The organism is Amycolatopsis vancoresmycina, from assembly GCF_000716785.1.
GTDB classification, from domain to species: Bacteria; Actinomycetota; Actinomycetes; order Mycobacteriales; family Pseudonocardiaceae; genus Amycolatopsis; species Amycolatopsis vancoresmycina.
Genome location: NZ_JNYY01000008.1, coordinates 63206 through 77194, shown reverse-complemented (window position 1 = coordinate 77194; position 13989 = coordinate 63206). Strand labels below are relative to the sequence as shown.

Here is a 13989-nt window from a genome sequence, read left to right as displayed (position 1 = left end):
GCGGTGACAGGATGGACTCATGGCGCGGGTCAACTACAACGAGCTCAACGACACCATCCGCTACACCACCTGGTCGGTCTTCCGGATCGAGCCGGGCAGGCTGGGCGAGGACCGCGGGGCCGCCGGCCGCGAGACCACCGAGTACCTGGACGGTCTCGAAGCCAAGGGCGTCGCCGTCCGGGGTGTCTACGACCTGTCCGCGCTGCGCGCTGACGCCGACTTCATGATCTGGTGGCACGCCGAGGAGATCGAGCAGGTCCAGGCCGCGTACGCCGGGTTCCGCCGGACGCCGCTGGGCCGCGCGTCGACGCCGGTCTGGAGCCAGACCGCGCTGCACCGGCCCGCCGAGTTCAACAAGAGCCACATCCCGGCGTTCCTGGCCGGGGAAGAGGCGCGCAAGTACATCTGCGTCTACCCGTTCGTGCGGTCCTACGAGTGGTACCTGCTGCCGGACGCCGACCGCCGCAAGATGCTCGCCGACCACGGCAAGGAAGCCCGCGACTACCCGGACGTCCGCGCGAACACCGTCGCCTCCTTCGCCCTGGGCGACTACGAGTGGATCCTGGCCTTCGAAGCCGACGAGCTGCACCGGATCGTCGACCTGATGCGGCACCTGCGCGGCACCGAGGCGCGCCTGCACGTGCGCGAGGAGATTCCGTTTTACACCGGCACCCGCGTGCCGCCCGCCGAGCTCGTCGCGGCGCTCCCGTAGTGCGCGAGATCGTCGAGGGTGTCTGGGACGCCCTGACCGGGTCCACGCCGGGGCCGTTCGAGCTGACCGGCACCGAAGCCGTGCTGCCCGGGCCGTACCGGGTGGCGGCGGCCGCCACGGCGTCGATCGCGGCGGCCACCCTGGCGGCCGGGGAAATGCTCCGGGTGCGCGGTATCGAACCCGGCGTCGTCACGGCGGACACGCGCCACGCGGCGGCGGCGTTCCACAGCGAGCAGCTGCTGCGGGTGGACGGCGTCGGCGCGGAGCCGGTCTGGGCGCCGCTGTCGGCCAACTACAAGGCGGCCGACGGCTGGGTCCGCCTGCACTGCAACTACCCGCGCCACGAAGCGGCGGTGTGCTGGGGCCTCGGCGTGCCGGGCGCGCTCGGCGCGGTCGCGAAGGCGGTCGCCGGCCGGAGTGCGCGCGAGGTCGAGCACGCGGTGGTCAGCGCCGGGGGAGCGGCCGCCGAGCTGCGCTCACCCGAGGACTGGGCGGCGCACCCGCAAGGGGAAGCGGTGGCTGCCCTGCCGCTGGTTTCGCTGGAGCCGGTCGCGGACGCGCCGAAGCGGACGTTGTTCTACTCGGACCGGCCGCTGGGCGGGATCCGGGTGCTGGAGCTGACGCACGTGCTGGCGGGCCCGGTGGCGGGCCGGGTGCTGGCGGCGCACGGCGCCGACGTGCTGCACGTCGGGGCCGCGCACCTGCCGCGGGTTGAGGCCCTGGTGCGGGACACGAACCAGGGCAAGCGCTCGGCGTTCGTGGCACTGGACACCGAGGGCGGCCGCGCGCGGCTGAAGAAGCTGATCAGCAGGGCGGACGTGCTGGTGCAGTCGTTCCGCCCGGGCGCGCTGGAGCGCATCGGGTTCGGGACCGAGGAGCTGGCCTCGCTGCGGCCGGGCCTGGTGATCGCGGACCTGAGCGCGTATGGCTGGGAAGGCCCGTGGGCGCGGCGGCGCGGGTTCGACAGTCTGGTGCAGATGTCGAACGGGATGGCGTTCTCGCCGGACGGGCCATCGCCGTTGCCGGTCCAGGCCCTGGACCACGCCACGGGCTGGCTGACGGCGGCGGCGGTGCTGACGGCCCTGCACCGGCAGGTCACGGACGGCGGCACCTGGCGGGCGCGGCTGTCTCTGGCGGGCACGGGCCGGTGGCTGGATTCGCTGGGCCGGAAGGATCCTGCCGCCGTCGACGTCGAGTACGGCGACCTGATGGAAGAGGCGGACAGCGGCTACGGCCGGTTGACGCGGGTCCGGATGGCCGGCGGGCTGCCGGGCGCGGAGCCGTACTGGGAGTTCGGGACGCGGGAGCCGGGAGTCGACAAACCGACCTGGACGCCCTGACGTAGTACCCACCCACCCTGGGGGCGACCCCGGTTCCAGTCTACCGGCGGTGGCCGGCAAAAACCCCGGTCCGGCCGTGGTTGTCCACAGCCCGGCCGGGCTGTGGATCAGCGGCGTCGGAGGCGGTCTGCCAGCCGCCGCCTCGGCTTCGGCAGGTGGCCGCGCTCGGTCAGCCACCTCACGAACTCGTCCGCGTACGCCCCCGATCGCTCGGTCGCCTTCTTCGGACGGCCCGAGCTGAACTCCGCGAACAGCGGCCCGTACCGCTCGCCCAGTGCCTCCGCCACCTCGGGCCGCTGGTACGCCAGGACCCGCCCGTGCTTGCGCCGCAGCACCCGGGCCTCCACCCGCAGCCGGGCCGGGTCGAAGCCCGCCGGGGGTGGGCCGTCCGCCAGCAACGCCTGCAGCAGCTCCGCCTGGCGGCGGGCCAGGTCCGAGCGGCTCATGTCGTCACCGCCGCGCGCAGCGCCGCCAGTTCCGCCGCCAGCTCCGCGTCGCTCGGGTAGTCGTCGTCGCGTTCGAGGAGCACGCCCGGTGGGTCCGTGCGGCGGCGGAGCTCCGTCAGCAGCGACAGCACCTCCGGCAGCACCGGGTGCGCGTGCGTGTCGTGGTAGACGCCGTCGCGCTCGATGCCGCCCGCCATGTGCACGTACGCCAGGCGCTCCCACGGGATTCCGTCGAGGAACGCCGAGGGATCCGTGCCGATGTTGCGGGCGTTCGCGTAGAGGTTCGCCACGTCGATGATCAGCAGGCAGCCCGTCCGCTCGGTCAGCTCGCTCAGGAACTGCTCCTCGGTCAGCTCGGCGTCCGGCCAGTCGAGCACCGCGGCGATGTTCTCCAGCGCCAGCGGCACGTCCACGATGGACTGGGCCAGCCGGACGTTCGCCACCAGCACGTCCAGCGCCTCCCGCGTGCGGGGGAGCGGCATCAGGTGGCCCGAGTCCAGCCCGCCCGCGCGCACGAAGCAGACGTGGTCGCTGACCAGCGGCGCGTCCAGGGCCCGCGCCACCTCCGCCAGGTGCTGGACGCGGCCCGTGTCGAGGGGTTCGGCCCCGCCGAGGGACAGCGAAACCGCGTGCGGCAGCACCGGCAGGCCTCGCTTGCGCAGCGCCAGCAGCGTCTCCGGCAGGTGGTCGGCGTGCAGGTTCTCGGCCACGACCTCGACCCAGTCCACGCCCGGCAGCCGCGCGATGGACAGGTCGAGCTCGTGCCGCCAGCCGATCCCGATGCCCAGCTCACCCACCGCAGCCCCCTCCGCCGCACCCGCCGCCACCGCACGACGACCCGCTGCTGCACGACGAGCTCGAGCAGGACGACCCGCTGCTGCAGGACGACCCGGACGAGCCACCGCCGCCGAACGACGTCACCGGCGGGGCCAGTGCCGCGCTCAGTTCCTCGTCCGGGTACATCGCCCAGCCGCCGAGCGCGACCGCGGCCGCCGCGCCCCCGAGGAGCACGCCGCCGGCCAGCATGCCGGCCGGCACCGGGCCGCTCGCCGCGGCGCGGGCCTGGCCGAGCAGGCGGTGGCCGGCGGCCGACGGCTGCCGCGCGCCCGTCTTCGTGCGGCGGACCGCGGCCACGACCGTCAGCACCGCCGCGACCAGGACCAGGAACACCAGGATCCCCACCGGACGGCCGAGGGAGATGCCGTTCACCAGCCGCGCCACGCCGAGGGCCAGCACGGCCAGCTGCAGCACCAGCCCGAACGTCCGCGCCTGGCGCTTCGCCGTGGCCGACGCCAGCAGCCCGCGCTGGTCGAGGCCCTCCTCCAGGGCCCGCATCGCCGCGGAGCCGCGGACGTACGCCCGGATCGTCGACGTCGCCTTCAGCTGCGCCGCGTCGAACACCGCCTGCTCCAGCGGCTCGGCCGGCCGGGTGCCGGCCTGGCTGAGCTGCTTGTAGCTGTTGACGCGCAGCTGCCCGCGGTCGACCAGCGCCGCGATGGCCGCGTCGACGGCCCGGTCGGGGCCGCCGGCGAGGAAGGCGAGCTGGTAGACGGTCGGCGGCGGGCCGGGCCGGACGGCGTCCGTTCGCATCGCCCGGCTGGTCACGATCCCGGACACGACGACCCTGACCAGCAGGACCGCGCCGAGCAACGCGATGTAGAGGACCACGAAATCCGGTCCGGAAATGCCCCACGGGTCGGTCATCGCCCGTCTCCCCTCAGTGTGTCGCGGTTACCGTAGCTGTGAGACGCAAGCCGTCGCGTCGGCGTTTCAACCGCCGCACCCCCCGCCGCCACCGCCGCAGGAGCTGCCGCCGCCGCACGAGCTGCCGCCGCCCCCGCCGCAGCCGCCGTAGTACCCGGCGGCCGCGCCGCCCCCGGCCGCGGCCCAGCGGCCACGGGGACGGCGGTAGACCTGCGCGGCCGCCTGCCGCACGGCCCGGCCGACGGCCAGCCGGACGTCCTTGTCGGGGTGCGCGCTCAGGCCGTGGGAGGCGACGGTGCCGGCCGGGCCGGCGGTGAACGTGCCGTCGCGGCGCGCCTTCTCCAGGGCGGCGCGACCGGCGGCGGTGATCCGGATCTTCGGCCGGTTCGCGGCGCAGACCGAGGTGACGGCGACCGCGACCGCGTTCAGCACGAGCAGCAGGACCAGGTAGCCGACCGGGTGCCCGGTGGCCGACCCGGCGATCAGCCGCGCCGCGCCGAGCACGGCCAGCGCCCAGTAGGCCACGGCCGTGGTCAGCCAGGCCGCGCGGACCGCGCGGACGTCGGTGAGCAGGCCACGGGCGGCGAGCCCGGCTTCCAGCCCGGGCACCGACGCGTGCTGCCCGACCTCGGCGCTCACGCGGGCGATCGAGTTGCCGGACTTGCCGATCCGCGCGAGGGCGGCGCGGCCGAGGTCGTCCGGCGCCGCGCCGCCCGTGCGGTGCAGCTTGCCGGCGCTGTCGAGGCGGACGAACTGCCGCGCCAGCAGGGTCGCGACGACGAACTCGCCGAGCCGGTCGCGTCCGCCCGCCAGCAGCGCGAACTCCTCGGGCCGTTCGGGCGCGCTGCCGGCGTCCCCCTGGGACAGCCGCCTGCCGCGCACCGCGCCGTACAGCGCCACCGCCAGCAGCAGGCCCAGGTAGAGCCCCGAAAACACCGGTCCGGGAATGCCCCAGGTGTCGGTCATGAGTCCGCCCTCCCTCGTCCGTGTGCGGTGACCACGTTCGAGGAAGGGCGGCGGGTTGCTCGCTTAAGGAGGATTTAGGCTGCCGGCTGCTACAGCTCGGGTACCAGCTTCAACGAGATGGAGTTGATGCAGTAGCGCTGGTCGGTCGGGGTCGGGTAGCCCTCGCCCTCGAAGACGTGCCCGAGGTGGCTGTGGCACGAGGCGCAGAGCACCTCGATCCGCTTCATGCCCATGGTGCGGTCTTCGCGCAGCAGCACGGCGTCGGAGTCGGCCGGGTCGAAGAACGACGGCCAGCCGCAGTGGCTCTCGAACTTCGTGTCGCTGCGGAACAGCTCGGCACCGCACGCGCGGCACTCGTAGACGCCGGTGGTCTTGGTGTCGGTGTACTCGCCGGTGAACGGCCGTTCGGTCCCCGCCTGGCGGAGCACGGCGTACTCGTCGGGGCTGAGCTGCGCCCGCCACTCCTGCTCGGACTTCACGACGCGCGGGGTCGCGCCGACAACGGGTTTCATACCTTTCACCCGGTCCACGTTACGCCGCGAGCCAGGCGAGGGCGTGCACCACGATGTCCCATGCGGCCACGATCACGCCGAGCACGATGAGGACCACGATCAAGGCGGACACCCAGTAGCGCAGCCCGCCCAGGCGGTTGCTGGAGTCGGCGAAGTCGGCCACCCCGTCGAGGGCGGCTTCGATGGTGTAGTTGGGGCCGCACCGCTCGATGCGGTCGAGGTGCTCGGCGAACGCGCGCGCCTCCGGGTCGTACGGGTCCAGGCCGACCAGGTCCTCGTGGAAGCGAGGATTCTGGCCCGGCAGCGAAGCTCCGTTGTCGGCCATGCCACCACGGTAGGCCATCGGCGCCCGTCAGCCCACTGAACGCGCGTTAACTCTCAGTTGTTCGAACCGGAGCCGCCGAGCTTCGTGTTGGCGTCGATCAGCGTGCGGCCGCCCACGTTGACCAGCCGGAACCCGGGACGGCCGCCGCCGACGTTGACGTTCATGACCAGCGAGCCGTCGGCCTCGTTGCCGCCCGAGTCGGCGTGCGCCTTGGTCGGCCCGTTGATGTTCTTCTTGTTCTCGTCCCAGTACGACCGGTACTGGTCCTCGCTGCCGTACACCTGCTGGGCGGCCGGGGTGAGCATGTCCCAGTGGGCCGCCGGGTCGCTGAAGTAGTCGATGACCAGCTGGCCCGCCGAGCTGAAGTTGGTGACCGGCGAGTCGGTCGGCGTCTGGCCCAGCTTGGCGGAGACGTTCGAGCTGCTGCTCGATCCGGTGGTCTTGGGCGTGTTCTGGCCCGCGGTGGGCTGGCTGCCCGGCGACTGGGCGGTCTGCGAGCCCCCGGTGCCGCCACCGCCGGAGTTCAGCACCAGGAACACGATCACGGCGACCACGACGACCGCGGCGCCGGCCCCGGCGAACAGCGCGTACTTGCGCTTGTTGTCCGGCTTCGGGGCGTTCGACGAGTACTGGGGCGCCCTGGCCGTCGGCGCGGCCGCGGGCATCGGTCTGGGCGGGGTGTTCGGCGGCGCGGCCGGCGACCGCATCGGCATGAACGCCGCGGTCGGGCGCGGCGGGTTCGACGGCGCCTTGCCCGCGGCCGCCGGAGCCGGCGTGCCGACCGGCGGCGAGGACGGCGCCTGGTTCTCGGTCCGCTGCCACGGCGGGCGCTCGCCGCCGTCGGCGGGCGCGGCGGGCTTGCGGCCCGCGCCCCCGGACAGCAGCGGCGGCGACGCCGTCATGCCGCCGGGCTCGGTCCGGGCCAGCGCGGCCAGCCGCTCGCGGGCCTCGGCCATGCTCGGCCGCTCGCCCGGCTCGCTGCGCAGCAGGCTCATCAGCAGCGCGGTGGCCGCCCCGGCCTGCACCGGCGGGTTGATCTGGCCGTTCGCCGCCGCGTAGAGCAGCGCCAGCTGGTTCGTGGTGTTGCCGTACGGCGTGGTGCCCTCGATCGCCTGGTAGAGGGTCGCGCCGAGGGCGAAGACGTCGGAGCTGGGCACCGGGTCCGCGCCGCGCGCGAGCTCGGGCGCCAGGTACGCGGGGGTGCCGCCGATCAGGCCGGTCGCGGTCAGCGTCATGTCACCGGCCGCGCGGGAGATGCCGAAGTCGGTGATCTTCGCGGTGCCGGTCTCGTCGATCAGGATGTTGCCCGGCTTGACGTCGCGGTGCACGATCCCGGCGCGGTGGGCGGCCACCAGCGCGGACGCGACCTGCTCGCCGATCCGGGCGACCCGGCCGAGCGGGAGCGTGCCCTCCTCGGCGAGGATCGTGGAGAGGCTGGGCCCGTTCAGGTACTCCATCACCAGGCACGGGTCGCCGTTGTGCTCGGCGATGTCGAACACCACGATGGCGTTGGGGTGCTGGAACCGGGCCGCGTTCTTCGCCTCGCGCATCGCGCGCTGGCGCATGTTGTCGCGTTCGGTTTCGGAGACGCCCGGCTGGGGGAGGATCTGCTTGATCGCGACGGTGCGCTCGAGGCGCACGTCCGTCGCGCGCCACACCACACCCATGGCGCCACTACCAATGTGCTCGACGAGGCGGTAGTGCCCGGCGATCAGCTGACCGGTGTCGATGGCGACTGCTCCTGACGAAATTCCCGGTGGTGGTGGCCCTGCTCAGCGCGTTTCCGCTTCGCGCACCCGATCGAGTGTAGCGGTCGGCCGCGTGCTCTTCGCGTCAGCCAGCCGGTCCGGCGGGCCCGCTTCGCCCGGTGCCCGCTTCTTGAACACCTTGACCAGCCCGATCGCCCCGGCCAGCGCGAACACGCCGTAACAGGCGAGCAGCGCGGGCGGCGTGTCGCCGGTCAGCGCGTCGCCGAGGACGACCACCGCGACCGTACCGGGCACACTGCCGAGCAGCGTACCGGCCAGGTACGGGGCGAGCCGCACCGAGGACACCCCGCAGAGGTAGCTGAAGGGCGCGAACGGCACCACCGGGATCAGCCGCAGCGACGTGATGGCGAGCGTGCCGCCGCCGGCGAGCCGGTCGTTGACCGTCCGCACGGCGGACCGGTGCAGGTGGCGGGTGACCAGGTCGCGGCCGAGCAGGCGGGCCAGCCCGAAGGACAGCGCGGCCGCGATCGTGGTGGCGACCAGGCCGATCGCGATCCCGGCCGTGGTGCCGACGAGCAGGCCGGCGGCGAGGTTGAACACCGTGCGCGGGACGGGGGCGACGGTGAGCAGCGAGTACGCGACGAACAGCACGAGCGGCGTCGCGGGGCCGGTGGTGGCGGCCCAGGCCCGCAGTTCGGCCGGACCGGGGATCGGCAGCAGCACCGCGGCCGCCGCGAAGAGGGCGAGCACGGCGAGCGCGACGATCAGCTTGGTGCGGCCGGACACCCGCTCCAGCCTACCGGCCGGGCGGTTTCGCGGGAGCCGGGCGGCGCGATCACCGCTAGCGTGGCCGCATGCCCAAGCACGGTGACCCGGTCGAGTACGAGGTGGGCGGCCGCACGGTCCGCGTCACGAGCCCGGACAAGGTGTACTTCCCTCAGCGCGGCATCACGAAGCGCCAGGTGGTCGAGCACTACATCACGGTCGGCGCCCCGCTGCTGCGCGCGATCGGCGAGCGGCCGACGACCCTGAAGCGCTACGTCGACGGCGTCGAGGGCGAGTGGTTCTACGCCAAGCGCGTGCCCAAGGGCGCGCCCGACTGGGTCTCGACGGCGGAGATCACGTTCCCCTCGGGCCGCAAGGCGGCGGAGGTGTGCCCGACCGAGCCGGCGGTGTTCGCGTGGGCGGCCAACCTGGGCACGTTCGACTTCCACCCGTGGCCGGTCCGCAGCGCCGACGTCGACCACCCGGACGAGCTGCGCATCGACGTGGACCCGCCGGACCGCGCGGGCTTCGCCGACGCCGTCGAGGTGGCGATGGTGGTCCGCGAGGTCCTGGCGGACGCGGGCCTGACGGGCTACCCGAAGACCTCCGGCGGCCGCGGGGTGCACGTGCTGGTCCGGATCCGCCCGGAGTGGGACTTCGTGGCGGTCCGCCACGCGGTGATCGCCCTGGGCCGCGAGGTGGCCCGCCGCATCCCGGACAAGGCGACGGTGGCGTGGTGGAAGGAGGAGCGCGGCGGGCGGGTGTTCCTGGACTACAACCAGGCGGCCCGCGACCGCACGGTGGCGTCGAGCTGGTCGGTCCGCGGCACCCCGCGCGCAACGGTGTCGACCCCGCTGACGTGGGAGTTGCTGGGCGAGGTGGACGCGGACGACTTCGACGTGCTGACGATCCCGGCGTTCTTGGCGGAGCACGGTGACCTGCACGCGGCGATGGATGCCTCGCCGTTCGGGCTGGAGACGGCGCTGGAGTGGTACGAGCGGGATGCGCGGGACCGCGGGGAGGGTGAGCTGCCGTACCCGCCGGACTACCCGAAGATGCCGGGGGAGCCGAAGCGGGTCCAGCCGAGCAAGGCGCGGAACGACTGAGGTCGGGGTTTGCGGCGGTGCCTGTGTAACAAGAACCACAGCGGTGCCGGGAAATCCTGGCCACGCTGCGCCGAATGTCCCAAGCGGCAATGCGGCGGGTGATCGCGCAAGCGCCCGCTGTCGCCTTTCGGGTCACAAATGTTGCACGGCCGATCTCGTTGTCACGATCTTGACCTCCGACGGCGTAACGTGCCGTTCCGAATCGACGACTCCCCGGGGCCATCGGGGGGCGGGTTCGAGGAAGGAGGCCGTGCGTGGACGACCTGATCGCATTCCTCGCCGCGCGTGTGGGTGCGCGGCAGGCGTTGATCATGCAGGCCGTCAACAAGGCCAAGGCCGGCGAGGCGATGAACCGCGGCGAGACCAAGGTCGCCGTGGAACAGAAGATCCGCGGGCTGACCGACCTCGAGCTCGACGTGGTCAACCAGATGATCAACGAGATCGAGGCGACCCGGCGGATCCTGCTCGCCCACCGCACCACGGTGTCGGAGAAGGTCCCCGGTTTTCCGCTCTACGGCAGCGAATACTGGTGTGAGACCTGCCACGTGCCCGCCGACGAGGCCGGCTCCAACTGGTGCCTCACCCTGCGGCTGCTGGCCCTGCCCTACGCCGACCACCCGGAGTACAGCGAGCGCTGGCGGCCCTGACGGGAATCTCCGCGCGCCGCGCGTGTTGCACCCGGCGTGAGGTTCTCCGTGCTCGATCGCTCGCCCGTGCGGCGCGACGGCGGGACCGCGCGGGCGCTGCGGGACACCGTCGCCTTCGCCGCCGGCATCGAACGGCTGGGCTACCACCGGTTCTGGGTTTCCGAACACCACGGCGTGCCCGGGGTCGCCGGGTCCGCGCCGACCGTGCTGGCCGCCGCCGTCGCCGGGGCGACCAGCCGGATCCGCGTCGGGACCGGGGGCGTGATGCTGCCGAACCACCGGCCGCTGGTCGTGGCCGAGCAGTTCGGTGTCCTGGAAGCTCTTCACCCGGGCCGGATCGACATGGGGCTCGGCCGGTCGGTCGGCTTCACCGCCGGGGTCCGCGAAGCGCTGGGCCACGGCAAGGAAGCGGCCGACGACTTCGGGGCGCAGGTGCGGGCGCTGCTCGGGTTCTTCGCGGGTGCGCACCGCGGTGTTCACGCCTACCCGGCCGAGGGCCTGCGCGTGCCGCCGTTCCTGCTGGCCACCGGCTCCGGCGCCGACCTCGCCGCGGAACTCGGGCTGCCGCTGGTGATCGCGCCGGTCCGCGGGGAACGGGCCCTCACCGAAGCCGTGACGCGCTACCGGGACGGCTTCCGGCCGTCCGAGTGGGCGCGCGAACCGTACGTCGTGGTGTCGACGGCGATTGCCTTGGCGGATTCGGCCGCGGACGCCCGGCGCCTGCTCGTCTCCGAAGCCTGGGCGACGGTCTACTCGCGCTCCCACGGCGTCTTCCCGCCGCTGGAGCCGCCCGGCGACATCCTCGCCGGGCCGATGACCGGCCACGAGCGCAGCCGGCTCGAGGAGACCCTCGACGGCCAGATCTCCGGCACCCCGGCCGAGGTGGCAGACCGGCTGGGGACGCTCGTCGCGGCCGCCGGCGCCGACGAAGTGCTCGCCACGACCGCCGCCTACGACCAATCCGCGCGTTTCGAATCTTTCGCCGCGCTCGCCGAACTGGCGGATCTGCGCACGCTCGCGTGACTCGATTTCCCGATGTCCGGACAGCGCGTCGGAGAATTACCGGTCGCGTATTTCCGCGCCCGGGCGGTATCCTTTTTCCCGTGACTGCCGGGTCGGCCTCGAGCCGTGAGCAGACGGGGTACCCGGCTGTGCCGTGACCTCCGGGCGGCCCCGCGGGCCGCCGCCTCCTCGCACGCAACCCCCTGATCGGGACGTGCGCGGAAAGGAGGTGAAATCGCATGACCCCATGGCAGGAGTTCGTCGCGGCCCACGCCGAGGGCGGTGTCCTCGACGGCGTCGTGACCCGGGTGCTGCCGTTCGGCGCGTTCGTCGAGGTCGCGGACGGCATCCACGGCTTGCTGGTGACGGACGCGGCTCCGCAGGCCGGGACCAGGCTGCCGGTCCGCATCGAGCAGATCGACGTCGAGCGGCGCCGGTTCAGCCTGGTGAAGGCGTGACGTGAGCCGGGTGAGGCAGGGCGCCCTGCCTCACCCGAGCACGAACGGCAGCCGCGCGGCCAGCTCGCCCAGCTCCGCCGTTTCGGCCTCGGTCGGCGCGCGCCGGCCCGTCGCCACCAGCAGGACGTCGGTGTCCGGGAGCGACGCCGGGAACGCCGTGCCCGCGATCTTCTCCAGCACCACCCGCGTCCGGGCCAGGCCCTCGGCGGGCGGCCCGGCGGCCGACGGCAGGTGGGCCACCAGATCGAGGTGGTGCAGCGTCCACTCCAGCACGTACGCCGAGAGGTAGTCGCCCGCCGTCAGCACCATGTCCTGCGTCGACACCCGCATCCCCGGGTCCGCCAGGTCCGCCGCGCGGCCGGCCGCCGACCCCACGTCGTCGAGGTGGAACTTCAGCAGCGCCGGGTCCTCGTACGCCGCCGCCAGCCGGACGATCAGCGCGTCCAGCGGGTCCTCGCCCGAGGGCGGCTCGGAAGCCACCGACCAGTACGTCACCGCGTCGTGCGTCACCGCCGAGGACGCCGGCGTGGCCAGCGTGATCAGCACGTCCTGCGCGTCGATGACCAGGTGGCAGACCAGGTCCCGGACCAGCCAGCCCCGGCAGCCCGACGGCTGCGCGAAGTCGCTGTCGGGAACCGCGGCGACCGCGGCGCGCAACGCCGCCCACGTGCGCGAAAAGAGATCCACGCGCGCGAAGCTAGCAGGATCAGAGCCGCAGCTGCAGCTGAGTGAGCAGGCGCTGCGCGGGGTCGTCGAAGTCCACTCCGGACACTTCCGCCGCGCGCCGGACGCGGTACCGGACCGTGTTCGGGTGGATGTTCAGCACCCGGGCGGCCGCCCGGACGTCGCCGAACGCGTTCAGCCAGGCCAGCACGGCCGGGACCAGGATGCCGCCGTGTTCGGTGTCGTGCTCCACCAGGGTCGTCAGCCGCGGGTCGCGGATGCGCGGCTGCGCACCCAGGTAGGCCAGCACCTCCGACAACAGCACCTCGGCGCGCACGTCGGCCAGCGAAGCGACGTCGGCGGGCCACTGCCCGCGCGTCATCGCCGCCAGGACGCGGTCGGCGTCGCCGCGGGAGGCGGCCGCGTCCGACAGCCGGGGCACGACCCCGCCGAGGGCGGCCCGGACCGGGACGTCCAGGTGCCGGCGGGCGGTGGCGGCGATTTCGCGCGCCAGCGCCAGCACCGCCGCGTCGGAGTGTTCGGGCAGGTCCGGCAGCAGTGCGTAGACGCGGCCGCCGATCACGCTCACCAGCGCGCTGCGCCGGTAGGCCGCGGTGTGCACGGCGATCAGGTGCACCAGCTCGGCCCGCCGCAGCTGCCGGTTGTCCGAGCGCTCCAGCGAAACCGCCAGCACCTGCGCCGGGCGAGCCGGGTCGGCGCCGATGTCGTCGGCGACGGACTCCGCGTCCAGGCGTCCCTCCAGCAGGCTGGCCAGGAGGTTTTCGCGCAGCCGCAGCTCGGGGCTGGGCAGCGTGCGGGCGCGGATCAGCTGGGGGGCCAGGGTGCGGCTCGCGCCGAGCAGGGCCGTCTCGGCGCGTTCGGTGAGCGGCTGGGCGCCCTCCTGGACCCAGATCGTGCCGAGCGGCTGCTTGCCCGCGTGGATGCCGGCCGCGATCCGGCGGCGGATGCCCAGCTCGGGCCGCTCGTCGATCCGCACGATCCCTTCGCCCGCCCGAAGCCGCTGGTAGACGCCCCATTCGCGGAGCATCGCCAGGTAGCGTTCCGGGCCTTCGCGGCCGAGGATCGACAGCCGCCGCAGCTCGTCGACCTCGTCGCCCGCCCGGGAGTAGGCGAGCACCCGGTTCGCCGTGTCCTCGATGCTGACCAGGCCGCCGGTGAGCGTCGCGATGGTCTGGGCCAGGGCGAACAGGTCGCCGAGCACCTCGCCGCTGGCCGCCTCGCCGCCCGCGCGCGCCGCCTCGACGACGCCACGGGCCAGCGCCTCCACCTGCTCCCAGCGCGCCTCGGCGCCGACGGTGAGCAGGGCGACGCCCGCGTCGGCGGCGACGTCGGCGCCGGTCGCGCCCTTGACCGCCACCGCGGCCGCGCCGCCGCGCCCGGCCGCCCGGATGGCCGGCGCCGCCGCCCGGCCGCGCGCGCCGATCACCAGCACCAGGTCGCCGGGGGACGCCTCCAGGGGGTCCTCGGGGTCGAGGATGACGACGTCGGTGACCGGGACGCCGAGGCCGTGCGGGGCCACCACGACCTCGACGAGCGGCTCGCCGAGCGTGGCCAGCACGTGCCGCAGCGAGGTCATCGCCAAGCTATCCGATCGAACAAGATCATACGAGCGA

Annotated in this window: 16 protein-coding genes; 6 read left to right on the top strand and 10 right to left on the bottom strand. The window is 73.8% G+C overall.

Features of this window, described 5'->3' with window-relative positions; all coding sequences use genetic code 11:
• Nucleotides 1-19 precede the first annotated feature (19 nt).
• Both hemQ and OO60_RS20200 read left to right on the top strand, forming a co-directional pair.
• The gene (gene hemQ, locus OO60_RS20205) at nt 20-712 is read left to right on the top strand and encodes a hydrogen peroxide-dependent heme synthase (RefSeq protein WP_004562082.1); all 693 of its coding nucleotides are present in this window, start codon (nt 20-22) and stop codon (nt 710-712) included.
• Nucleotides 712-2052, top strand: a complete 1341-nt coding sequence (locus OO60_RS20200) for a CoA transferase (RefSeq protein ID WP_033261882.1) — start codon at nt 712-714, stop codon at nt 2050-2052. Before hemQ ends, OO60_RS20200 begins: the two co-directional genes overlap by 1 nt.
• 107 nt (nt 2053-2159) lie before the next feature.
• Here OO60_RS20200 and OO60_RS20195 read toward each other — a convergent pair whose 3' ends face one another.
• The 8 genes from OO60_RS20195 to OO60_RS44655 all read right to left on the bottom strand — a co-directional run bounded on the left by OO60_RS20195 (nt 2160) and on the right by OO60_RS44655 (nt 8500).
• On the bottom strand, nt 2160-2498 hold the full coding sequence (locus OO60_RS20195) for an SCO6045 C-terminal-like domain-containing protein (RefSeq protein WP_004562080.1): 339 nt from the start codon (nt 2496-2498) through the stop codon (nt 2160-2162).
• On the bottom strand, nt 2495-3295 hold the full coding sequence (locus tag OO60_RS20190; RefSeq protein WP_004562078.1) for an MbnB/TglH/ChrH family RiPP precursor modification enzyme: 801 nt from the start codon (nt 3293-3295) through the stop codon (nt 2495-2497). The genes OO60_RS20195 and OO60_RS20190 overlap by 4 nt, the downstream gene beginning before the upstream one ends.
• Nucleotides 3288-4202 (bottom strand): TIGR04222 domain-containing membrane protein, encoded by a 915-nt coding sequence (locus OO60_RS20185; protein WP_033261881.1) that lies wholly within the window; start codon nt 4200-4202, stop codon nt 3288-3290. The genes OO60_RS20190 and OO60_RS20185 overlap by 8 nt, the downstream gene beginning before the upstream one ends.
• A gap of 66 nt (nt 4203-4268) precedes the next feature.
• The gene (locus OO60_RS45015) at nt 4269-5168 is read right to left on the bottom strand and encodes a TIGR04222 domain-containing membrane protein (RefSeq protein ID WP_051767725.1); all 900 of its coding nucleotides are present in this window, start codon (nt 5166-5168) and stop codon (nt 4269-4271) included.
• Nucleotides 5169-5257: 89 nt separating this feature from the next.
• Nucleotides 5258-5680 (bottom strand): peptide-methionine (R)-S-oxide reductase MsrB, encoded by a 423-nt coding sequence (gene msrB, locus OO60_RS20175; protein ID WP_033261880.1) that lies wholly within the window; start codon nt 5678-5680, stop codon nt 5258-5260.
• A 19-nt stretch (nt 5681-5699) separates the two neighbouring features.
• Nucleotides 5700-6005, bottom strand: a complete 306-nt coding sequence (locus OO60_RS20170; protein ID WP_033261879.1) for a hypothetical protein — start codon at nt 6003-6005, stop codon at nt 5700-5702.
• Nucleotides 6006-6058: 53 nt separating this feature from the next.
• Nucleotides 6059-7720, bottom strand: coding sequence for a serine/threonine-protein kinase (locus tag OO60_RS20165; protein ID WP_209441393.1), 1662 nt, complete (start codon nt 7718-7720; stop codon nt 6059-6061).
• Nucleotides 7721-7777: 57 nt separating this feature from the next.
• Entirely contained in the window at nt 7778-8500 is a 723-nt protein-coding gene (locus OO60_RS44655; RefSeq protein WP_003068875.1) for a TVP38/TMEM64 family protein, read from the bottom strand.
• Between the two features lie 68 nt (nt 8501-8568).
• On the opposite strand from OO60_RS44655, the gene OO60_RS20155 reads away from it, so the two are divergent.
• From OO60_RS20155 to OO60_RS20140, 4 genes are all read left to right on the top strand, one after another.
• Nucleotides 8569-9585, top strand: a complete 1017-nt coding sequence (locus tag OO60_RS20155; protein ID WP_003068872.1) for a DNA polymerase domain-containing protein — start codon at nt 8569-8571, stop codon at nt 9583-9585.
• Between the two features lie 254 nt (nt 9586-9839).
• Nucleotides 9840-10232 (top strand): DUF6221 family protein, encoded by a 393-nt coding sequence (locus OO60_RS20150; protein ID WP_003068867.1) that lies wholly within the window; start codon nt 9840-9842, stop codon nt 10230-10232.
• A gap of 48 nt (nt 10233-10280) precedes the next feature.
• Nucleotides 10281-11255: an LLM class flavin-dependent oxidoreductase gene (locus tag OO60_RS20145; protein ID WP_003068864.1), complete on the top strand. Its 975-nt coding sequence runs from the start codon at nt 10281-10283 to the stop codon at nt 11253-11255.
• A 218-nt stretch (nt 11256-11473) separates the two neighbouring features.
• A complete protein-coding gene (locus OO60_RS20140) occupies nt 11474-11692 on the top strand; it encodes a S1 RNA-binding domain-containing protein (RefSeq protein WP_003068861.1) in 219 nt (72 codons plus the stop codon).
• A 30-nt stretch (nt 11693-11722) separates the two neighbouring features.
• Here OO60_RS20140 and OO60_RS20135 read toward each other — a convergent pair whose 3' ends face one another.
• On the bottom strand, nt 11723-12379 hold the full coding sequence (locus OO60_RS20135) for a maleylpyruvate isomerase N-terminal domain-containing protein (RefSeq protein ID WP_003068857.1): 657 nt from the start codon (nt 12377-12379) through the stop codon (nt 11723-11725).
• Between the two features lie 19 nt (nt 12380-12398).
• Nucleotides 12399-13952, bottom strand: coding sequence for a PucR family transcriptional regulator (locus OO60_RS20130; protein ID WP_033261876.1), 1554 nt, complete (start codon nt 13950-13952; stop codon nt 12399-12401).
• Nucleotides 13953-13989 lie beyond the last annotated feature (37 nt).